Below are 20,048 nucleotides of genomic sequence, written 5' to 3'. Positions count from 1 at the left end.
GGTGGCCCTGCGCGTCTGCATTTCGATGCGGTACGCGGTCGGCCAAGGTCACCGGACCACAGTGGCAGCGGTCGATGACATCCCGATGAAACCCGCAGGGTCCGACCGACGGGGCAGTACTGCCGTCGTCCTGATCGATGCCCCGGGCCGTCACGTCGCTCAAGGCCAGGGCGTCGGCGAGGAGTTCGAACAGGCCGGATCGTCGTAGCCCCTTGGCAGCACCTCCGCGTTGGGGGTGGCGCGCTGATTCCATCGGTATTTCATCGGTGCGCTCTACTGTCGGCCGCCGACGACCGGTGTGGCCCGGGTGACGACTTTCGGATCCGACCGGACCTGAGCGGGCATTCCCCAGGGCCAGGAATCGGCTGAACTCTACACACTTCACATGATAGAGAGGCGCATAATGGCAAACAGTGTCTTATGCCGCGTGTTCACCAGACTGGCCGTCGTGGCCGGCATCTGGGCCTTGGTCATCGGGATGACCGCCACGGTTGCCATCGCCGAGCCGGCGCCTGGTCCAGGCCCGGGCCATGACCGGTCCGGCGTCTCCCGGTACTTCAGCGGCCCACAGGGGTTGGCCATTCCGACCGTGCCCTGTGATCCGGCCGGCCCGTCCGCCACCGACGGCATCATGGCCGACCAGCTCAACCCGCAGCTGCACGCCAAGATGGCCGGCTACATGAACGCTTACAAGGTGTCCTGCGCGCGGGTGGTCACGCAGGCGGTGAAGGACCGGGGGCTCAACCAGAGAGCCGCAGCGATCGCCATCTCCACGATCATCGTGGAGAGCAGCATGAACAACTACTCCCAGGCCGTCGACTACACGAGCCTCGGGCTGTTCCAGCAGCAGGACTGGTGGGGTACCCGGGAGGAGCGTCTGAACCCGGCCCACGCCACCAACACCTTCCTCGATCGGATGGAACAGCTGTATCCGGGCGGCTCGTGGAACAACGAGGCGATCGGCGAGGTGTGCTGGCATGTTCAGCAACCGCGTGAGGACCTGCGCGGCCTGTACGCGGTCGAGGCGGACGACGCGGTGATCATCGCCAACGCGCTGTGGTCCGGGACGAGTGGCGGCCCCAAGCATCCGTACGCCTCCGGCCGGGTGGTGTCCGGACGGTCCGCGGACGGGCGGCTGGAGGCTTTCGCCGCTGGTGCCGATGGTGTCTACCACTCGTGGCAGACCACGGCGAACGGCAGTTGGTCGCAGTGGCGGTTCGCGGGCGGTCCGCGTCATGCGCAGTTGGCGGTAGCGTCCAATGCGGACGGCCGGCTGGAGTTGTTCGCGCTGTCGGACAGCACGTTTGATCACATGTGGCAGACCGCGCCCAGTGCGGGCTGGTCCGCCTGGGAGAACTTCGGCACCGGAGGGTACCGACTGGCTGCCGGTAACAACGCTGACGGCCGTATCGAGGTGTTCGCCTCCAACGCCGAAGGCGTGTTCCACCGCTGGCAGACCGCACCCAGCGGCAGTTGGGCCAACTGGGAGGGCACCGGCGGCGGCCCGGCCAATGCACGACTCGCCATGGAGAACGCACCCGACGGGCGTCTCGAGGTGTTCGCGCTGTCGGACTCGACGTTCGGGCACCTGTACCAGGCCGGCGTCAACGGCGGCTGGTCTGCCTGGGAGAACTTCGGCGACGGCGGACACGACGTCACCGCCACCTACAACCAGGACGGCCGACTGGAGGTATTCGCCTCCAATGCCAGCGGTGTGTTCCACCGCTGGCAGACCAGCCCGACCTCGTGGTCGGGCTGGGCGGGCACCGGCGGGATCTCCAACGCCGAGCTGACCACCTCTCGGTCGGTCGACGGCCGGGTCGAGGTGTTCGCGATCAACGCCGACACCGCGAGCCACGCCTGGCAGACCAGCCCGAACGCCCCTTACTCGGCGTGGGAGACCTTCGGCGGCGGTGGCACCGAGATCGGTGCGAGCAACAACGCCGACGGGCGCATCGAAGTGTTCGGCACCAGCCACGCCGGCGTCTATCACCGATGGCAGACCGGGTTCGCCACGTGGGCCGACTGGGTCTGGCTGAACGATTCCGGCCCGGCCGTCAACTAGCCGCTTCGGCGCGTATCCGATCCGGGGAAGAGAGCTCCGGCGGGCGTGCCACGGGAAGGAGTCCTCGACAGTGGTGGCGGGATGGCGGGCAGAGGGCACTTCAGACGGTCCTGGGCGGAGTCGGCCGGCGCATCACCCGGTCCGACCGCAGCCTGCCCAGCAGTTCAAGACCTAGCCAAGGCTCTGCCCTGGCAACCCCGTATAAGCGCCTGTTCCAACCCTCGGAACAGGCATCCTCCTCGGCGCCGATCTCAGCTCGCAGCATGCCGCCGGATCACGGTCAGGAGGGCCTGATGTAGCTTCTGCAGGCCAGGTCGACGTAGTTGCCGTCATCCAGACAGACCGTGATTTTGGCAGCCCCGCCCGGAACATCGGCGGAAACGTTAAGAGTGAAGCTGGCCGTCCGGTTGCAGATGACGCTCGTGCCGGCGCTGCCCAGTTGTTGGCCATTGGCGTCATAGGTGTACATCCAGGTCGCCCGGCATCCGCTGGAGCTAATGGCTCGGTGCTCACCGGTCAGAGTGACCGACCGGTTGTACCAGGTGGCCGTGCCCATGGTGTAGGTGGCCCCGAAAGGGACATGGACCCCCGGGGTGGTGGGGTACGCGACGGCCTGCGCGCTCGTCGCCGGCAGCCCGAGGAGCATGCCAGCCGTCAGAGTCGCGGTGCCAAGGCCAGCAGCCATCTTCATACGGCGCATACGGTCTCCCAGGTAGAGAAGCGAAACACAGAAGAAGCCCTTCCAACCTGACGAGGGGACACCAATACGTCTACGGACTATCCAGCCACATCAATCCCCCGAGTCCCCAAGTTCGAGCTGCGTTCGACACCGAACGTTAAACGCCAAGCTGAAGCTGCTCGCCTCCTGGTCTGTAGGCAAACGAGGGCACGCCGCCGACGCCGCTCGCCGGGCCCCTGCCGACTGACCGCCGCGGGCAGGCCCCGCCGTACTGGCGCTTCCAGGGGTTGCCCGAGCCAGCCCTCGCGGGATTCCGGGGGTCACGCCGTTACGGCAGGGCGGTCGGGGGCGGCCCTTCCCCTGACCGACGTCGCCCCCTCCCCCGGGCTCTGACGTGCTGGTCCGGCCCACTACGAGATCCCGCGCCGCCTGCGGCGCATGGACGCCTTCCCGGCAACCGTCCACGGTAAGGCGGTCGGACTCCGGGTAACGGGCGGCACGGGAAGTCGCGGGCCGGATGGCGAGCCGGATCAGCGGATCTCGGTGACCCGGCTTTCCTTACGCGCTGCACAGTTGGAGTTCTCCACCGACACGTACACGTTGGAGATGTGGCCACCCCAACTCACGCAGTGACCCCTGCCGTAGACGTAGCCCGGCCCGGCGTACGACGTGAAGTACCCGGAGTCCCCGGCCCACGCGTCCGTGTCGGGGACGTAGATGTACGTGGACATGTCCCTGGCCGTGCCCGGGTTGGCGCGGATGGTCGCGACGCAGTTCTTCCCGTTCGAGGAGTTGTACGTCAGATAGACGGTGCCCAGCGAGCCTACGGGCACCGAGTTCACGGTCTTGTAGGCACTGCCGCACACGCCCTGCGGTGTGACGTTGGGTGCGGCAGAGGCAGTCGTGCCGATCACGGCCGTGGCGCCCACCACCAGCGTGGTCAACGCCCCGACAGTCGCGATATTACGCACACTTCTCATATTTCCCCCTTGTGTCCCCGAGAGCGGTTTGCTCCCACCTGATGTGACCCCCGAGCGCCAAGGATGGTTGTACCGGGAGAACACAGAGGCGCCGGGTGGAACAGCCACACGAGCGGGCCGCTCACCGGACCGGACCACGGGGCGATCGCGTCGAAAAGGGTTTCGGCAGCCTCGACTGCCGGGGGGGCAGGGTGGTCGCGACTGCCGAGAAGCAGGAGCGCATGCTGGGACCCGTCACCGATTACTGCGGCCACCAGCGGTTCTCTAGGCTACGAGCATGCGGAAAATAATCCCCCTGTCGCCCACGCTGCGCCTGCCTCCGCACGACCTGCTCCTCCTGGGCGAGCCCATGACCGCAGCCCTGGACACCGCTGACCCGGAGGCGTGGGTCGACCTCGACCGTCGGATACGGTCGGCGACCGCACGACGCAGCGGGGGCCAGCCGCTCGGGGCCATGCTCCGCGACCGCCGCGCCCAGGGGACCGGGTCCGTCGACTGGGCGACCGCCCCACGCTGGGACGAGGAAACCCTCGACGTCACCTGGTCACGATTCCCGCCCCCCGAGCCGGAGAACGCGATCGTCCTCTGCCACGACCGGTGGCAGGCGCGTGAAGCCGCGCTGGCCTTCACCGTCGGGCGGCCGGCCCTCCTGCCTCTGCTCCTCATCCGCTGCGCCGACAGTCATCCGCAGGTGCGGAGGCGAGCCCGCCGCATGGCAGGCAGGGCCCTGGACGCGTCCGCGGCGATGGCGTCGCAGATGGTACCCCTGGCCCTGCGTCTGAGCCTGCGCCCGCACGGTGGCTGGGCACTGGAACGCGTCATGGCCACCGCCGGCCCTCTGCCGACCGGCCTGGCAGCCCCTTTCCACACCAGTCCATTGCCGCGCGTCCGCATCCTGGGGGCCCGGCTCTCAGTGGAGCGGGAGCTGCTCGCGCCCGCCGAGCTGGCAGAGCTTGCCCTCAGCTCCCCCGACCGGGCCGTCCGGCACCTGTGTACCGCCGCGCTGCTGGCCCAGGTCACCGCCGACGCCCCGCGGCAGCTCCTGGATCCCCTGCTCCATGCCTCCTCCGCCGTGACCCGGTCCTCCGCCGTGACGGCACTGCACAGGGCCGGCCGAGGCCGGGAAGCCGCGGCCTACCTGTCCGACCCGTCGGCCCGGGTGCGTTCCGCCGCCCGTCTGGTGCTGACACTGGAGGGCGGCGACCCTGCGTCGTACTACCGCGCCCTGTGCGCCGACCCCCGTGCTCCCGGCCTGCCGCCGGGAGCCCTGTTCGGCCTGGCCGAGTCCGGAACGCCCGATGCGACAGCTCTCCTGCGCCCGCTGGCCGCGCATCCGGAGGGCCGGGTGCGCGCCGCCGCGCTCGCCGCACTGCTCATGACGGACGCGCTCTCCCCCGACGAGCTGATGGCCGCCATGGAAGACCCCCACCCGCCTCTAGTACGTACCGCCCGCAAGGCGCTCGTCCCCTACGTCCTGCTCGTTCCCGAGACGTGGCTGGCCTCTCTGCTGGCTCCGGGACGTCCTCGTCACGTACGCCGGGCCGGCCTCCGGCTGCTCTGCGCCCACAGCCTCGGTCTGCGCAAACGTGTCCTGGCCGCGCTGGAGCTGGACGAGGACCCCGAGGTCGCGCACGAGGCGCAACGCGCCCGCTACGAACCGCTGCCACCCAACGGTTCCCGGAGCTGATGCCCGCATCGGCTGTCACGATCGACCGCGGCCCGCACCCACGACATCCCCGCCACGCTCGCCGTCGACGGCATCAAGTCCTGGGCGGACAAGGCTTACCAGGGCGACGCCGGACCTGCCGTCCGCCTCCCGATCCGGGGCAGGCGCCCGCTCGCATCGCAAGCGGCTGACGTGGCGACAGGAACGGCTCGGCCAGAACAGCGGCTGGCCGTCGTCACGGTGCCACCGCTCTCCACGCCATCCACCAAGACCCGGCTTCGCCGTGGACGGTGGCGAAATCAGCGGCGGAAGCCGGTCTCGCCCGGGCTCCGTTCGCCAGGCGCTTCGCGCTGCTGACCGGTCAACCGCCCATCGGCTACCTGACCTGGTGACGGATGGCCACGGCAGCACGCCTCCTGCGGACATCGGACGCGCCCTTGAGATCCATCGCCGCCCAGGCGGGCTACACGTCCGAGTTCGCCTTCGCCAACGCGTTCAAACGATCGCACGGAACGGCACCCGGTACGTACCGGCGGGGGAACTGAATCAAGGGCGACCCCGCCTCTTCGGCCGGCAGCAGCTGCGCCGGGCGGATGTACGTCGTGGGACCACCACTCCGGGCATGTGGGCCTGGGATGCGGCCACTTCCCCCAGGCATGGCCCGCTATCGCGAGCCTCTGTGTGACAGCGCTGTTGACGTCGCAAATCTGCCAGAGGATGAGTTCCGTTCCTGCTGCAATGGTGCTCACGCCGCACGTGACGCTCCGCAGAGGACGGAATCCATGTCCATCGCAATCGCCGATTCCACCGACAGTCCCGCCCCTCCCGCTCGTTCACCACTCGTTTCGTGGCTGGCAGTGATTTCGGTGATGCTGGGCATCTTCTCCATCGTCACCACCGAAATTCTACCGATCGGCTTGCTGACGTCGATCGGTTCGAGCTTTACCATCTCCGATGGAATGGCTGGTCTGATGATGACCATGCCTGGGTTTCTGGCTGCGTTATCGGCACCCGTGGTGACCGTGGCCACCGGGCGCATCGACCGTCGACTCATGCTGGGCGTTTTCATACTGCTGCTGGCAGTTGCGAACTTCCTCGCCGCCGCGGCATCGAGTTACTGGCTCGTACTGCTCTCCCGTGTGCTGGTCGGAGTCACCATCGGGGGTTTCTGGTCCATCGGGGCAGGGCTGGCCGGCCGGCTGGTTCCCGCCGAATCAGTGGGCCGTGCCACCGCGGTGATCTTCTCCGCGGTGCCCTTGGGCTCCGTCCTCGGAGTGCCTTTGGGTACCTTCATCGGAGACATCGCAGGGTGGCGTATCGCTTTTCTCGCCATGGGCTTCCTGACCCTCGCTGTCTTCGTCATGCTGCTTCTGGTGGTCCCACCTCTGCCGGCCGAGGAACCGACTCGCCTCAGTGTGCTCACCGGCACGCTCAGAAGCGTGAACACCCGTTTCGCCCTGGCAGCGACCTTCCTCGTCGTGCTCGCCCACTTCGGCGCCTACACCTACGTCACTCCGTTTCTGGAGCAGGTGACTCACATCAGCTCGGGGCTGATCACGCTGTACCTGCTCGCCTACGGAGCTGCGGGGATCGCGGGCAACTTCCTGGGCGGCTCAGTCGTCGGACGATATCCGCGGGCCACTCTTTCAGCCGCGGCCCTGATGATCGCCGGAGCGACCTTCATGCTCCCTGTGTTCGGCAAAGGCGATTTCGGTGCCTTGGCACTCCTCATGCTCTGGGGCGTTGCCTACGGCGCTGTTCCGGTCTGCTCCCAGACCTGGTTCGCGAGGGCATGTCCAGACACGCCTGAGGCGTCCTCAGTCCTCTTCACCGCTTCGTTCCAAGCGACCATCTCCCTCGGGGCCCTGGCCGGAGGCATCGTGGTCGACCGATCCTCCCCGTCCATGGTCATGGCACTCAGCGGGACGTCCGCCGCCGTCATGGTGCTGCTCGTGTGGTCCCATCACGCCCGGAAGATCACCTGGCCCCGAACCTGCCGAGGCTCAGAGGGGCGCCGGCCCTCGGACGAACACCTCGTCGAGGGCGGCCCGAGTCGGTCTACGCGTCCGTAGCCGCTGAGTCGCCGGACTGGGCTGCCGGCCAGCGTTCCACCCAGAGCCGCTGCACGTCCTCCAGATACCCGGAGGAGGCGCGACTGCGCGCATCCTCCCGGAGTCTCGGGATGCTCCCGGGGTGGGCAACGACCGAGAGGGCGATGCCGTCCTGGTAGTAACCGCCGTGCATGAGCAATTCCCCATCGAGCGAGGCCATGATGAAGGCCGGGTTGCCCGCTCCGGCCCCCAGGACGAAGCTCGCACAACCGGCTCCGGCCACGTCCCATTCCGGCGCGAGCTCCACCCGTACCCACCTGCACGAGATCTCCTCCGGCTCCGCCTCGTTCGGATCCGACCCCGAGATGTCCAGCCCGACCAGAAACTCCCGTCCGCCTTCCGCCCCCTTCGAGACGAGGCCCCGCTCAAGCGCGAGACGCTCCCACTCGTCGTTGATCCGCGCACAGAGAGCGGCCTCCTTGTGAGGGATCACCACACCGGCACGGCCCTCCGAACCAGTCGTGGAGCACCAGGACCTTGTGGTCGCCGGAACCGATGAGGCGGTGCGGAATGCTCATGGCGCGGGTTCCTCCCGTGGTGGCGGTGCTGGGCCAGGTGGCACGTCGAAGAGTGGCCAACCGCCGCACCACTGTCCACAGGGCCGCGACGTGGGGCCGCCGCTGCGCCGCATCGCGCTGAACTCGGTTGCGCGCAGGGGGTCTTATGCCGGGCAACCCACCGCCACCTGAGTAGCGCACCGCGCGGTCCACCGAGGGATCGCGGGGCCGGTCGCCTCAGTCGGCAGGAGGCGTCGAGCGGGCGTATCGGTTTCCGAGTCGCCGTAGGTGGGCGACCAGTTCCGCGGGCTCGGTGACGTCGAAGTCGAAGTCGAGCATGCCCAGGTAGACAGCGAGCGTCTGCACCGTATCGGCACCGGTGATCAGGACGCAGCTGTCGGCGTCGATCGCCTCGACCGTGCCCACCGCGGGGTTGATCCGCTCGATCACCGCCGCTGCCGGGGCGTGGACGGTCACCCGCGCGTGGTGGCGCCAGGCCGCGCTCGACACGCGAAGGGAGACATACGCCGCGACGTCGCCGCCGGGCAGTTCGCGCGGGGCGAAGCGCGGTCCCGTGGGGGTGCGGGGCTGAATACGGTCGATCCTGAAGGTCCGCCAGTCCTCGCGCTCGACGTCCCACGCCACCAGGTACCAGCGCCGGCCCCAGTTCACCGCCCGATACGGCTCGACCAGGCGGCGGGTGGGCGAGCCGGCGTGGTTCAGGTAGTCGAAACGGAGTCGCTCCCGGTCACGACAGGCCGACACCAGCGTGGTAAGCACATCCGCGGAGACGGCCGGGGCCGGACGGTCTGCGGGCACGGCGACCGTGTACGCCTGGAGCGCCCGTACGCGTCGGCGCAGCCGCGAGGGCAGCACCTGTTCCAGTTTGGCCAGCGCCTGCAGGGAGGTCTCCTCGGTGCCGGGGACGGCGCCCTGTACAGCGGTGCGCAGGGCGATCGTCACCGCCACGGCTTCCTCGTCGTCGAGCAGCAGCGGCGGCATCGCCGCTCCGGCGCCCAGCCGGTAGCCGCCGGCGGCTCCGCGTGTGGCGTCCACGGGGTAGCCGAGCTCGCGCAATCGGTCGATGTCGTTGCGGACCGTACGGCCACTCACCCCCAGCCGCTCGGCCAGTTCGGAGCCCGGCCAGGCTCGCGGGGTCTGCAGCAGAGAGAGCAGGCGCAGCAATCGTGCGGAGGTATCAAGCATGGAGCCCAGCCTGTTGTGTCTTTAGGAACGTATCGTGCCTATATCGAAGATACTGTTTTACCCATGGAGAGCAGCAGCAACACCGACGCCCGGATCCGCCCCTTCCGCATCGACGTCCCGCAGGACGAGCTCGACGATCTCCGGGAGCGGCTGGCACGTACCCGCTGGGGCAGCGAGATCCCTGGAGCCGGCTGGAGCCGGGGCGTGCCCACCGACTACCTCAAGGCCCTGGCCGCGTACTGGGCCGACGGTTTCGACTGGCGCAAGGCGGAGGCGGAGCTCAATGAGTTCCCCCAGTTCACCACCGAGATCGACGGCCAGAACATCCACTTCCTGCACGTCCGTTCGCAGAACCCGACGGCCGTCCCGCTGCTTCTGCTGCATGACTGGCCCTGCTCGTTCGTGCAGTTCGTCGAGGTCATCCAGCCGCTGACGGAGGACTTCCACGTCATCGTGACCTCAACGCCCGGTACCGGCTTCTCCGGTCCGCTCGGTGAGGCAGGCTGGAATACGGGCCGCATCGCAGGCGCGTTCGTCGAGCTGATGGACCGGCTCGGCTACAGCTCCTACGGCGTTCAGGGAACGGGCGGCGGCGCCTGGATCGCCGCCGAGATGGGGCGCCAGGCACCCGACCAGGTCATCGGCGTCCACGTCAACGGTCTGGTCACCTTCCCGTCCGGAGACCCCGCCGAATTCGACGGGCTGACCGAGTCCGAGCAGGAGCGGCTGGCACGTCTGGAGACCTTCCAGCAGGACAAGATGGGTTTCAACGCCATCCAGTCCACCCGCCCGCAGACACTCGCCTTTGGGCTTCACGATTCGCCGGTCGGCCAACTCGCCTGGATCGCGGAGAAGTTCAAGGAGTGGACGGACCCCGCCGCCGAACTCCCCGAGGACGCTGTGGGCCGCGACCGCCTGCTGACCAACGTCAGCGTCTACTGGTTCAGCGGCACGGCGGGCTCCTCGGCGAACCTCTACTACGAGTCGGGCCACGACCCGAGCGCCTGGGCCCCGAAGGCGCGCGGCACCGTCCGGACCGGCGTGGCCGTCGCTCTGAAGACCGATGTCGCCATCCGCCGCTTCGCCGAGCGGGATCACAACATCACCCACTGGAGCGAGCTGGAGCACGGCGGCAACTTCCTCGCACTGGAGCAGCCCGAGGCGTTCGTCACCGATGTCCGCGCCTTCTTCAGCTCGCCCGAAGGCTGACGTTTCCGGGTGTCACCGCCAGCATGCCCGGGCAGTCCTGGCTGGGCCTCGCAGTTGCCGGGCCGGGACTGTCCGGGCTGAACCGTTCCGCGTGCGCCCTGACCCGCGGCCTCCTTCTCTACTGGGGCGGTGACCACGCCGCCGTCGCGGCCGGTCTCGGGAACGGTCCGGTCGGCTACAGGTCGTCGACGGCGGGGCGCAGGGCGCCTTCTCGCTGGACCGGATCACGAACCGGACGACTCGGGGCTGCCCGACCCCGAGGACCCGGCCGGTGTCCGCCAGTTCCTCCTTCAGCTCGACACCTCCGTCGATCGCCGCACGCAGCCCCACCGTCACCGGCCGCTGACCGGCATCGAGGCCGACTGGCTCCACGACCGGCTGCGCGACCCGGTGAACATGTCCGCCGTAGCGGGGTTCGTCACCTCGCTGGAGCACCGGAACGCGCTCACTCAGGGAGAGCTGGCACGGCTGCTTCACCTCTGGGAAGAGCAGTACGCGGGGCGGCTCCGACAGGCTGCGGGGCCCGTCGGATCAGTTCGCCTGCGGCCGCGACTCCTGAATGACCTCGGAGCCAGTGATCCAGAACCGCGCGAACGCGTCCCGGAATTCGTCCATGGCCGCAGCGTGGTCAATGGCGAGCTGGTCGAAGGGCATGTCCGGCTCACGCCACACCAGGACGACTCGCTCCAGAGCGTGGCGTACGGGCATACACAGGCGGCCCACACTGTCAGGGCCGAGAACGAGCACCGCGCGTGTCGCTCGCTGGTTCACCCTCAAGGCCGCGTTCACCGCGAGGTATGCGGGCCTCAACTCCTCGGCGGACGCGGAGGCCGTACGGCCGCGCATCACCTCCTCAAGGGCGTCATGCACAGCATCGGCCGCGGCGAGCATCGCGCCGTAGGCTTCCTGGCGCTGCTCCCTCAGCCAGTGCTCGTGGCGGTCCCGCGCCTGCACGCGGGCCTGGTTGACCATGGCACGCCCGGTTGCCCACGCTGCGACGGCGGCGCCTCCCGCACCGGCAGCACCCGCGACAACTGCCGCCCACCCGTTGTCCATGAGCCCACCCTGCCGGTTTCCGTCCCCGTACGCACGAGAAGGTGGAGAAGCTGGCGGCACTTCGTCATACCACTGAGTTCGCGAAGTGCGGTCCACCCGCGGGCTCCCGGGCGTGAAGAGTCCGCCCGGCACGTGGCGGACCCGTTGGCGCATCGGGTCCGCCAGGCCGTCTTGTCCGGCTTCGACGCCGTCAGCCCGCGAACCGGGCCATCCACGCCTCGACGTCGTCCGCCGACCGCGGCAGGCCCGCTGACAGGTTCTCGTGACCTTCACTGGTGACGACCAGGTCGTCCTCGATCCGGACGCCGATGCCGCGCCACTCCTCGGGCACGGTGAGATCGTCCGGCTGGAAGTACAGGCCGGGCTCGACGGTGAGCACCATGCCCGGTTCCAGTACGCCGTCTACGTACGCCTCGTTCCGGGCCTGCGCGCAGTCGTGGACGTCCAGACCGAGCATGTGCCCGGTGCCGGCCATGGTGAAGCGGCGCTGGAGGCCGAGTTCGTACGCGCGCTCGGCCGGGCCCTCGATGAAGCCCCACTCGACCAGCCTGGCCGCCAGGTGGCGCTGGGACGCCTCGTGGAAGTCGCGGTACGCGGCGCCCGGCTTGACCGCGGACATGCCGGCCTCCTGGGCCTCGTACACGGCGTCGTAGACCTTGCGCTGCAGGGGCGTGAAGGTTCCGCTGATCGGAAGCGTGCGGGTGACGTCGGCGGTGTAGAGGGTGTGCGTCTCCACGCCTGCGTCGAGCAGGAGCAGGTCTCCGGGGCGTACGGGTCCGTCGTTGTCCGTCCAGTGCATGATCGTGGCGTGCTCGCCCGCGGCGCAGATCGAGCCGTAGCCGACGGAGTTGCCCTCTAGGCGGGCGCGGCGGAAGAACGTGCCCTCGATCCACCGCTCGGACGACGCGACGGCCCTGGAGAGTTCACCGATCACGTCGGTGAATCCGCGCACGGTGGAGTCCACGGCCTTGCGGAGTTCGGCTGTCTCCCATGCGTCCTTGACGAGGCGGAGATCGCTGAGCGCGCCTTCCAGTTCGGCGTCGCGCTCCTCCTCGGTGGTGACGGCGGCCTCCATGGAGGCGTCGAGACCACGGACGATCCGGGTCGGCGACGCACCGGAGGCTGCCGACAGGTCGCGGGCCGCCGTGCGGATGTCTCGGCAGGGCAGGCCGAGCACGAGCTCTGCCTCGGCGAGGGAGCGGCGCCGGCCCATCCAGAGCTCAGCCGTGGCGCCGGTCCAGAACTCGTCGTCGTCCCTGCCGTCCCGCGGCAGCTGGTAGCAGTAGGCGTCGTGGCCACCGTCCGCACGGGGTTCGAGGACGAGAGCGCCGTCCCGGGCCTGGTCTCCGGTCATGTGCACGTAGCCCGAGTAGGGGCGGAACGAGTAAGTGTCGTCGTTGGAGCGGACCTTGAGGTTCCCGGAGGGGATCACGAGGCGTTCGCCCGGGAAGCGCGCGGACAGCGCGGCGCGGCGGCGGGCCGCGTACGGGGCCTGCTCGCCGAGCTGCAGGTCGCGCTGCTCGGTGTCCGCCCAGCCCGTCCGCATCAGCGCGGACAGTTCCTCGGAGATCCCTGAGTAGAGACCGTTCTTTCGGCCTTTCGCCACGTCCTGCACCTTCTTCTCAGTGGGTTTCTCAGCGGCGAGGGGCAGAGGAAGCTCTCGAACGGGCCTAGCTCCCCCGGTGCGGTCCGGGCGCCCTCGCTGCCGCCGGTCCTCGGCGGCTTCTGGACGGTATCCCCCACCGTGCGCGCATGGCGCCCAGAAGCGCCACTGGCACGGATCGGCCACCGCACCGACGGATGCCGTCGATAATCGGCGTATGACAAACGCGAAACTCGGCGAAGCCCTGCGGCTTCTGGGACTCGATCACGCGGCGGGCAAGGTCTACCTGGCCCTGCTGGAGCTGTCCCCCGCTCCGCTGAGTGCGATCGGCACCGCCGCCGGTCTGGGCGGTGCGGAACTCGCCACGGCGTACGACACGCTGGTCGACGCGGGTCTGGCCAGTGCCGCCGAGGTGGGTGGGGAGGTGGTGGCCCCGGTACCGCCGACCGCGGGCCTGGAGATCCTCGCCCGGCACCGGGCGGCCGAGGTCGAGGAGTCGCGCATCGCCGTCGGGGGCGCGTTCGAGTCGTTCCGGCGTCAGCGGCTCGCCGCGTACAACGACCATCTCGTCGAGGTCGTCACCGGCGACGCCATCGGCCCCCGGGTGCGTCAGGCCTGGGCGAGCGCCCGTGATCAGATTCGCCAGTTCGAGTCGCCACCGTATTTCCCGCTGCCCGGAGCCACGGACGACGCGCTGGCCACGCTCGCCCGTGGTGTGACACAGCGGGTCGTGTACTCGCGGGAGTCGCTGGAGCATCCGGGCCGTCTGAAGGACGTCATCGAACCGTGCATCAAGGCGGGCGAACAGGCCAGGGTGCTGCCCTCGGTGCCGGTCAAGCTGGTGATCATCGACGAGGCGTACGCGCTCGTGTCGTTGTCGATCAAGGAGGCCGACGTGCACAACACCATGCTGGTCGTGCAGCCGTGCGGCCTGCTCTCGGCTCTCATGGCGCTGTTCGAACAGTCCTGGCAGAACGCCCTCCCGTTCCACGGCCGCAGGACTGGCCCGGGTGGCCTGCCACCCGCCGACCGCCGCCTCCTGTCGCTCCTCGCGGGCGGCGCGAGCGACGACGTCATAGCCCGGGAACTGGGGATCAGCCGTCGCACGCTGTTCCGCCGTCTGCAGATCCTGATGGCGCGGCTGGGCGCCGCGAACCGCTTCCAGATGGCCTTGCAGGCGCAGCGCTGCGGATGGCTCTGACCGGCACGCCTGAGACGGTTTCGGTCAGGCTGCGTCCTGACGGTCGGTTTCCGGGGTCGTCGGGTTGTGCTCGCCCCGCATCTGTCGCATCTCCAGCACGTGCAGGCCCAGGGACTGGAAGCGAGTCAGCAGGCCGAACAGATGGGCCTCGTCCGTCACAGTGGGCTGGTCCGTCGTGGCCGGTCCCGCCTCTCATTCTCCGGGCTGTGCCCTTCTCCTGGCATCGCCCGGTTCGGGGGATGTTCCCGTCGGCGGACCCCGAGGCATGCCTGGGCCAAGCGCCCATGCCCCAGGGGGTGCCGGCGCATGCGGCGCGCTGCGACCAGCCGGTGGCCCAGGCCACCGGCACGCAGTCACCGGTCGAGGGGCCCGCCGGGCTGCCGCCCCGAATGGCGCACGGTGAGCGGCTGGTCTCAGCTGTAACTAGTTCGGGCGAGTCGGGGAGCACACAGGGGACGCGGAATGAGCCAATCGGCGGCAGGCGGTAATCCCGCGCCCCTTGCCGATGACGAGCGAGCCGAACTGGCCGAGTTGCGCGGCCGGTTCGCGGGCTCGCGGACAGCTCCCGCGCCGGCGAAGAAGCACCGCTCGCGCTCGGTGCTCGCGGTGGTCCTGATCGCCCTGGCCGCAGTGCCGACTCCACTGAGGATCTCACGCCACGGCCCCGCCGTCCCCGCGTCGAGGCGGCGAGCGACGATGCGGGACGGTGCCGTCCGTGATGTGCTCGTAGGGCGGCCGGGGAGATGCGCGGCCCAGTCGCAGAGGGAGTACTGATGGCCGCCCCGCCCGGACCTGCTCCGCTGCGCCGCAGGAACACTCTGCGGGCGGAGCGGACCCAACTGCTGTTCGCTCTGGCCGGGACGGGCCTGGGCCTGCTGCTGCCGAGGATCACCCGGGGGCCCCAGGCATCGGGCGCTCAGGTCAACGACATGCTGCTGGGTCTGGGCCTGGGCGTCCTGGGACTGACCGCGGTGATCTTCTCGATGCTGTTCCTGGTCGTGCAGTGGGCACACACCTCGTTCACCCCTCGTCTGACGATGTTCCGCAACTCGCCGCTCGTCTGGCAGACGTTCGCCTTCGCCATCAGCCTGGCCCTCTACAGCCTCACAGCCGTGCTGTCGACCGGCACCCGCCCCCACGTGACGGTCATGGTGCCTGCCGCCGCCGGGCTCCTGCTGCTGGTCCTTCTGGGGCTGCTGCGGGCCCTGCAACTGCGGGCCTTCTCCGCCATCCAGCTCGCCCCCGTCCTCCACGCGGTGAGCGAACGCGGCCACGCCGTCCTGAGCACCCTGTACGACCGCGGAAACGTGCCCGCCACCGTGCGGCCGAGCGTTCAGGGGCCCTTGCCGAGGCCCACGGCCACGGTTACCTGGTCCCGCCCCCACGCCGTGCTGCAGCAGATCGACATGGACCAGCTCCTGCGCGCCGCCCGGCGGGCCGACGCCGTCGTGGCGCTGAAAATGGCACCGGGGACGGCGCTGCCGCCGGGCACGGTGGTCGCCGACATCCATGGCGATCTGGAGGCTTCCGCGGTGTTTCCATGTCTGGTCACGGGGGTGGAGCGGACCTTCGACCAGGATCCCCTGCTCGCCTTCCGGATCCTGGCAGACATCGTCCTGCGCGCCCTGTCGCCGGGGGTCAACGACCCCGCCACCGCCGTCCAGGGTTTGGACCACCTGGAGGACCTGCTCGCCGTACCCGCTCCCGCCTCCTGCGAACTGCTGCACTTCGCCGACAAAGAGGGAACGGTGCGCGTCATGGTCGCTCTGCCCGGCTGGCAGGACTTCCTGCACACCGGGATCGACGACGTCATCGCAGCCGCCCTTGCCTCCCCGATGACCCTCACACGGCTACGGACCCTGCTCATGCGCCTTCACACCCTGGAACACCCCGACCGGCACGAACAGCTGGAAGGCCGACTGGCCTGGGTGGAGGCCGAACTCGCCCAGCGCTTCCCGCTGCTGTGGAAGGAAACGCGAGGCGCCTCCCCGACTGAATGACGAACTCCGGCACAGTGGCGTGCTCGACACCGGCGCCGGCATCCGGACCGTAGGTGGCACGGGGGCGGAACCACCGCTGGGGCACTTCAGCGATCTTGTAACCGTCCCGCTCGATCGCGTACTCGTGATCCACGATGTTGCCCTGCACGGAGAGTTTCTCCCCGTCCTGCTGCTTGATGACCCCACCGTTCCCGCAACGGGCTGACGATCGCCGCGTTAGCGAGACGACAGCGAACCGACAGGGCGGTCCGTCAGGCTGTCGCCGAGTCATGCCGTATGGAGCCATCCACCCTCCGCACCACTTCTGTTCAGGACAAAGGTGTGTCGGGGCCGGCCGGCGGTGTGCTCGGATTGCCGGAACTGCTGTCCGGCTGCCTCCGTTACGCAAAGGGTGACTGATGAGACCATTCCCAAGTGCTGCCGGTAGTAAGGACTTCCGGCCCCCGGACCCCGGGGACGCCGCAGGGCATCGGCGGTGGTACGCACGAGGCCGCGTCCGCACCATGATGCGGACCGCTGTCCTGTCTCTGGCCGGCGCTCTGCTCGTCAGCACGGTGGCCGTGTCCGTGGCGCCCTCCAAGGCTGACGCCGCGCCGGCTGCGGGAGGGCCTCCGACCAACACCACCGTCGTGATCCAGAGTGTCGGTGACGGGGACCCCGACGGCAACAACAGGGGCCGGGGCGGGGGCGGATACCAGATCTCCGGGACCGAGATCCTCTTCCGCGCGACGCCACCGAAGGGCGACGAGGCGGACCAGTGGTGGTATCTCGAGGCGTCCGGTGACGGTACGACGTACAAGGTGAAGAGCCGTACCGAGGGCGACCGTTGTATGGGACGGGACTCCAACTCCGAGGGCGAGGCGCGCCTCGCGTTCCGGGACTGCGCCGGTTCCGGTACGGACTGGGTGTTCGACCGGGTGAGGGGTGAGCGCTACCGCATCCGGCCCGTCGGCTACCAGGAAACCCTCCAGACTCCGCTGGACCGGCAGGTCAGCAGCGACGTCACCTTCGCGACGACGCGGGAGGAGGGCGACCGGCAGCTGTGGTACGTCACGCCGGTCACCCCGAGCCGGCCGTCGATGCCGGCGGATCCGACGTTCGACCAGATGACGTTCCTGACCGCGCACAACGCGTTCAACAACAACTTCGACGCGGATGGTTTCGCCTTCCCCCTGGCCAACCAGCCCGTCTCCATCCGCGACCAACTGGCCGGCGGAGTGCGGGCGCTCATGCTCGACGCGCACTCGGCCAACGGCCGGGTGCGGATGTGCCACGAACTGTGCGCCCTGACGAACCAGCCGTTGTCCGAAGTCTTCACGCACATCGGTGACTTCCTCAAGGACCCGGCCAACCGGAACGAAATCCTCACGGTCTTCCTGGAGGACTACACCTCGTACGCCGAAATGGAGGCGGAGGTCGGCGACGACCTCCGGCCGGGCGGCCAGCTCGACGGGCTGCTGTTCAACCCCGGCAAGGACAAGCTGCCCGGGTTCCCCTCGGACATCGCCTGGAACGTCAAGGAGAAGGGGTGGCCCACCGTCTCGAAGATGAGGGATGCGAACAAACGCCTCGTTCTCTTCTCGGACCGGAGCGACAAAGTCACCTCGCCGCAGGGCGACACCGCTCTCGGGTTCATGCACCAACGTGAGTGGACGGTCGAGAACCACTGGACGATGGGGCCGGGGATCGGCGAGTCGGACTGGACCTGCACGACGCGATGGGGCGAGCTTCCGCTGTCGCAGGAGGAGCCCGCGTTCCGTCGTCTCTTCGTGATGAACCATTTCCGCGATGCGGCCGTCGCCCGGACTGCCGAGACGGACAACGAGAAGGTGCTCGACCGCACGCAGCGGTTCTGCTCGCCGGCCGCTCGCAAGAAGCCGAACTTCCTCGCCGTGGACTACTTCGACCGGGGTGGCGCCACGAGTGCTGTCCAGGCGCTCAACCAGTACGTGTACCACGGCGACACCCCCGGCTTCGGCGGGACGCCCGACGAACTGGGCGAGAACTGGCAGGTCCCTCGCCTGACCGTGATGCCGCTCGGCGACTCCATCACCGAAGGCGCCGGAAGCAGCACCCGCTCCAGCTATCGCGCCGCCCTGTGGCCGCAGCTCGTCCCCAGGGCGGGTGTGCTCGACTTCGTGGGCTCGCTGCGGCACGGGGTGATGCCGGATACCGACCACGAGGGGCACTCGGGCTGGCTGATCGACGGCCTTGCCGCGAACATCGACACCTGGATGGAGGTGGCCCGACCGAACGTGGTGCTGCTGCACATCGGCACCAACGACATGGACCGTGACAGCCAGGTCGCCACCGCTCCCGCACGGCTCGCCGCCCTCATCGACCAGATGATCGCGGCATCCCCGCAGACCGCGATCGTCGTCGCAGACCTCGTCCCCTCGACCTCGTCGACGGTGCAGGCCCGGATCGACGCGTACAACGCACAGGTGCCGGGGATCGTCGCGGCCCGGCAGGCCCAGGGGCACAAGGTCGGCTTCGTCAGCATGGGATCGCTCACCCATGCCGACCTCCGGGACCGCCTCCACCCCAACGACCAGGGTTACGTGAAGATGGCGGACGTCTTCGCCGGGGGCATCGCGCAGGCCGCGCGTCGCGGGTGGATCAGCGAGCAGGTGACGGTGCGTCCCGCGCCGCCGCGCGCCGGTCTCGGTGACTACCAGGTCGACCTCAACGCGGACGGGCGCGCCGACTACCTGACCGTCGACGGCAACGGCGCCGTGCACGCGTGGCTCAACAAGGGCGGCGCGGGAACGTCCGGCTGGACCGACGCCGGCCAGGTCGCTTCCGGGGTGCCGCTCGCCGGCGGCCAGGTGCGCTTCGCCGACGCCAACGCCGACGGGTACGCCGACTACCTCGTCGTCGACCCGAACGGCGCCGTGCGGGCGTGGCTGAACCAGGGCGGTACGGGCACCTCCGGCTGGACCGGCGCCGGACAGATCGCCTCCGGGGTCACCCTGGCGGGTGGCCAGGTTCGGTTCGCCGACGTCAACGCCGACAGGTACGCGGACTACGTGATCGTGGACCCGGACGGTGCCATGCGCGTGTGGCTCAACCAGGGCGGTACGGGCACCTCCGGCTGGACCAGCGCCGGACAGATCGCCTCCGGGGTCGGAGTCCCCGCCGATCAGGTGCGGTTCGCCGACGCCAATGCCGACGGATACGCCGACTACCTCGTCGTCGACTCCAACCGCGCCGTGCGCGCGTGGCTCAACAAGGGCGGTCCCGGCACCTCCGGCTGGACCAGCGCCGGACAGATCGCCTCCGGCGCCGATGCGCCCGGGTCCTCGGTACGGTTCGCGGACATCGACGCCGACCGGCGTGCCGACTATCTCGTGGTGGAGCCCAACGGCGCCGTGCGCGCCTGGCTGAACAAGGGCGGCGACGGGGGCGGCGTCGGCGGAGGCGGCTGGACGGCCGCCGGGGCCTTCGCCACGGGTGCCGGTGTGCCGGCCGCTCAGCTGCGCTTCGCCGACATCAACGCGGACCGCAGGGACGACTACCTGGTGGTCGCCACGGACGGCTCCGTGCGCGCCTGGCTGAACAACGGAACGCCCGGGAGCTGGACCTCGATGGGGCAGATCATCTCGGGCACAGGTGTCACGGGTGATCAGGTGCGGTTCGCGGACCTGAACGCGGACGGCCGCGCCGACTACCTCGCCGTCGCCACCGACGGCTCGACCAAGGCGTGGCTGAACCAGGGCGGCAACGCCAACGGCGGCTGGACCGCACTCGGCACCTACGCACCGGCTCTGGGTGC

At 69.3% G+C, this 20,048-nt stretch carries 15 protein-coding genes and 1 pseudogene; 9 read left to right on the top strand and 7 right to left on the bottom strand.

The features are described 5' to 3' along the window. Positions 1–385 precede the first annotated feature (385 nt). Positions 386–2,065, top strand: a complete 1,680-nt coding sequence (locus ACFWSK_RS17655; protein ID WP_383786602.1) for a peptidase M23 — start codon at positions 386–388, stop codon at positions 2,063–2,065. A 280-nt stretch (positions 2,066–2,345) separates the two neighbouring features. On the opposite strand, the gene ACFWSK_RS17650 is transcribed toward ACFWSK_RS17655, so the two are convergent. Together ACFWSK_RS17650 and ACFWSK_RS17645 are read right to left on the bottom strand one after the other, a co-directional pair. After that, positions 2,346–2,765, bottom strand: a complete 420-nt coding sequence (locus tag ACFWSK_RS17650) for a hypothetical protein (protein WP_383786600.1) — start codon at positions 2,763–2,765, stop codon at positions 2,346–2,348. Between the two features lie 509 nt (positions 2,766–3,274). Next, positions 3,275–3,724 carry a spore-associated protein gene (locus ACFWSK_RS17645; protein WP_383786597.1) on the bottom strand — a complete coding sequence of 150 codons (450 nt, stop codon included), beginning with the start codon at positions 3,722–3,724 and terminating at the stop codon, positions 3,275–3,277. Between the two features lie 277 nt (positions 3,725–4,001). On the opposite strand from ACFWSK_RS17645, the gene ACFWSK_RS17640 reads away from it, so the two are divergent. The 3 genes and pseudogenes from ACFWSK_RS17640 to ACFWSK_RS17630 all read left to right on the top strand — a co-directional run bounded on the left by ACFWSK_RS17640 (position 4,002) and on the right by ACFWSK_RS17630 (position 7,462). Next, entirely contained in the window at positions 4,002–5,411 is a 1,410-nt protein-coding gene (locus ACFWSK_RS17640; protein ID WP_383786594.1) for a hypothetical protein, read from the top strand. 221 nt (positions 5,412–5,632) lie between these two features. Further along, positions 5,633–5,935 (top strand): annotated as a pseudogene (locus ACFWSK_RS17635) (helix-turn-helix transcriptional regulator); the annotation flags it as partial. A 237-nt stretch (positions 5,936–6,172) separates the two neighbouring features. Then, positions 6,173–7,462 (top strand): MFS transporter, encoded by a 1,290-nt coding sequence (locus ACFWSK_RS17630; protein ID WP_383786591.1) that lies wholly within the window; start codon positions 6,173–6,175, stop codon positions 7,460–7,462. Here ACFWSK_RS17630 and ACFWSK_RS17625 read toward each other — a convergent pair. Further along, positions 7,449–7,937 carry a hypothetical protein gene (locus ACFWSK_RS17625; protein ID WP_383786589.1) on the bottom strand — a complete coding sequence of 163 codons (489 nt, stop codon included), beginning with the start codon at positions 7,935–7,937 and terminating at the stop codon, positions 7,449–7,451. The two genes, ACFWSK_RS17630 and ACFWSK_RS17625, sit on opposite strands and share 14 nt — an antisense overlap. 298 nt (positions 7,938–8,235) lie before the next feature. Further along, complete coding sequence (locus ACFWSK_RS17620; protein ID WP_383786586.1) at positions 8,236–9,204, bottom strand: helix-turn-helix transcriptional regulator; 969 nt, start codon at positions 9,202–9,204, stop codon at positions 8,236–8,238. A 63-nt stretch (positions 9,205–9,267) separates the two neighbouring features. On the opposite strand from ACFWSK_RS17620, the gene ACFWSK_RS17615 reads away from it, so the two are divergent. Further along, positions 9,268–10,413, top strand: a complete 1,146-nt coding sequence (locus ACFWSK_RS17615; RefSeq protein ID WP_383786583.1) for an epoxide hydrolase family protein — start codon at positions 9,268–9,270, stop codon at positions 10,411–10,413. A 531-nt stretch (positions 10,414–10,944) separates the two neighbouring features. On the opposite strand, the gene ACFWSK_RS17610 is transcribed toward ACFWSK_RS17615, so the two are convergent. Together ACFWSK_RS17610 and ACFWSK_RS17605 are read right to left on the bottom strand one after the other, a co-directional pair. Beyond that, positions 10,945–11,469, bottom strand: a complete 525-nt coding sequence (locus tag ACFWSK_RS17610) for a hypothetical protein (RefSeq protein ID WP_383786580.1) — start codon at positions 11,467–11,469, stop codon at positions 10,945–10,947. A 190-nt stretch (positions 11,470–11,659) separates the two neighbouring features. After that, entirely contained in the window at positions 11,660–13,075 is a 1,416-nt protein-coding gene (locus ACFWSK_RS17605) for an aminopeptidase P family protein (protein WP_383786578.1), read from the bottom strand. Between the two features lie 214 nt (positions 13,076–13,289). Between ACFWSK_RS17605 and ACFWSK_RS17600 the strand changes: the two genes are divergently transcribed. Then, positions 13,290–14,273 (top strand): LuxR family transcriptional regulator, encoded by a 984-nt coding sequence (locus tag ACFWSK_RS17600; protein ID WP_383786576.1) that lies wholly within the window; start codon positions 13,290–13,292, stop codon positions 14,271–14,273. Between the two features lie 24 nt (positions 14,274–14,297). On the opposite strand, the gene ACFWSK_RS17595 is transcribed toward ACFWSK_RS17600, so the two are convergent. Then, on the bottom strand, positions 14,298–14,432 hold the full coding sequence (locus tag ACFWSK_RS17595; RefSeq protein WP_383786574.1) for a hypothetical protein: 135 nt from the start codon (positions 14,430–14,432) through the stop codon (positions 14,298–14,300). A 303-nt stretch (positions 14,433–14,735) separates the two neighbouring features. Between ACFWSK_RS17595 and ACFWSK_RS17590 the strand changes: the two genes are divergently transcribed. The 3 genes from ACFWSK_RS17590 to ACFWSK_RS17580 form a co-directional block, all read left to right on the top strand. Then, on the top strand, positions 14,736–15,047 hold the full coding sequence (locus ACFWSK_RS17590; protein WP_383786571.1) for a hypothetical protein: 312 nt from the start codon (positions 14,736–14,738) through the stop codon (positions 15,045–15,047). Continuing rightward, positions 15,047–16,273 carry a DUF2254 family protein gene (locus ACFWSK_RS17585; RefSeq protein ID WP_383786568.1) on the top strand — a complete coding sequence of 409 codons (1,227 nt, stop codon included), beginning with the start codon at positions 15,047–15,049 and terminating at the stop codon, positions 16,271–16,273. Before ACFWSK_RS17590 ends, ACFWSK_RS17585 begins: the two co-directional genes overlap by 1 nt. 503 nt (positions 16,274–16,776) lie before the next feature. Continuing rightward, positions 16,777–20,048: FG-GAP-like repeat-containing protein (locus tag ACFWSK_RS17580; RefSeq protein WP_383786565.1), on the top strand; the 3,272-nt coding region annotated here is incomplete at its 3' end.

Origin of the sequence: Streptomyces sp. NPDC058620 (assembly GCF_042717135.1) — a bacterium.
GTDB lineage: Bacteria > Actinomycetota > Actinomycetes > Streptomycetales > Streptomycetaceae > Streptomyces.
The sequence above is the reverse complement of the archived record's forward strand: the minus strand, read 5'-3'. Positions and strand labels throughout refer to the sequence as shown.

Coding starts and splice junctions, on each gene's coding strand:
- ACFWSK_RS17655 (WP_383786602.1), top strand. CDS start 386: ATGATAGAGAGGCGCATAATGGCAAACAGTGTCTTATGCCGCGTGTTC.
- ACFWSK_RS17650 (WP_383786600.1), bottom strand. CDS start 2,765: ATGCGCCGTATGAAGATGGCTGCTGGCCTTGGCACCGCGACTCTGACG.
- ACFWSK_RS17645 (WP_383786597.1), bottom strand. CDS start 3,724: ATGAGAAGTGTGCGTAATATCGCGACTGTCGGGGCGTTGACCACGCTG.
- ACFWSK_RS17640 (WP_383786594.1), top strand. CDS start 4,002: ATGCGGAAAATAATCCCCCTGTCGCCCACGCTGCGCCTGCCTCCGCAC.
- ACFWSK_RS17630 (WP_383786591.1), top strand. CDS start 6,173: ATGTCCATCGCAATCGCCGATTCCACCGACAGTCCCGCCCCTCCCGCT.
- ACFWSK_RS17620 (WP_383786586.1), bottom strand. CDS start 9,204: ATGCTTGATACCTCCGCACGATTGCTGCGCCTGCTCTCTCTGCTGCAG.
- ACFWSK_RS17615 (WP_383786583.1), top strand. CDS start 9,268: ATGGAGAGCAGCAGCAACACCGACGCCCGGATCCGCCCCTTCCGCATC.
- ACFWSK_RS17610 (WP_383786580.1), bottom strand. CDS start 11,469: ATGGACAACGGGTGGGCGGCAGTTGTCGCGGGTGCTGCCGGTGCGGGA.
- ACFWSK_RS17600 (WP_383786576.1), top strand. CDS start 13,290: ATGACAAACGCGAAACTCGGCGAAGCCCTGCGGCTTCTGGGACTCGAT.
- ACFWSK_RS17590 (WP_383786571.1), top strand. CDS start 14,736: ATGAGCCAATCGGCGGCAGGCGGTAATCCCGCGCCCCTTGCCGATGAC.
- ACFWSK_RS17585 (WP_383786568.1), top strand. CDS start 15,047: ATGGCCGCCCCGCCCGGACCTGCTCCGCTGCGCCGCAGGAACACTCTG.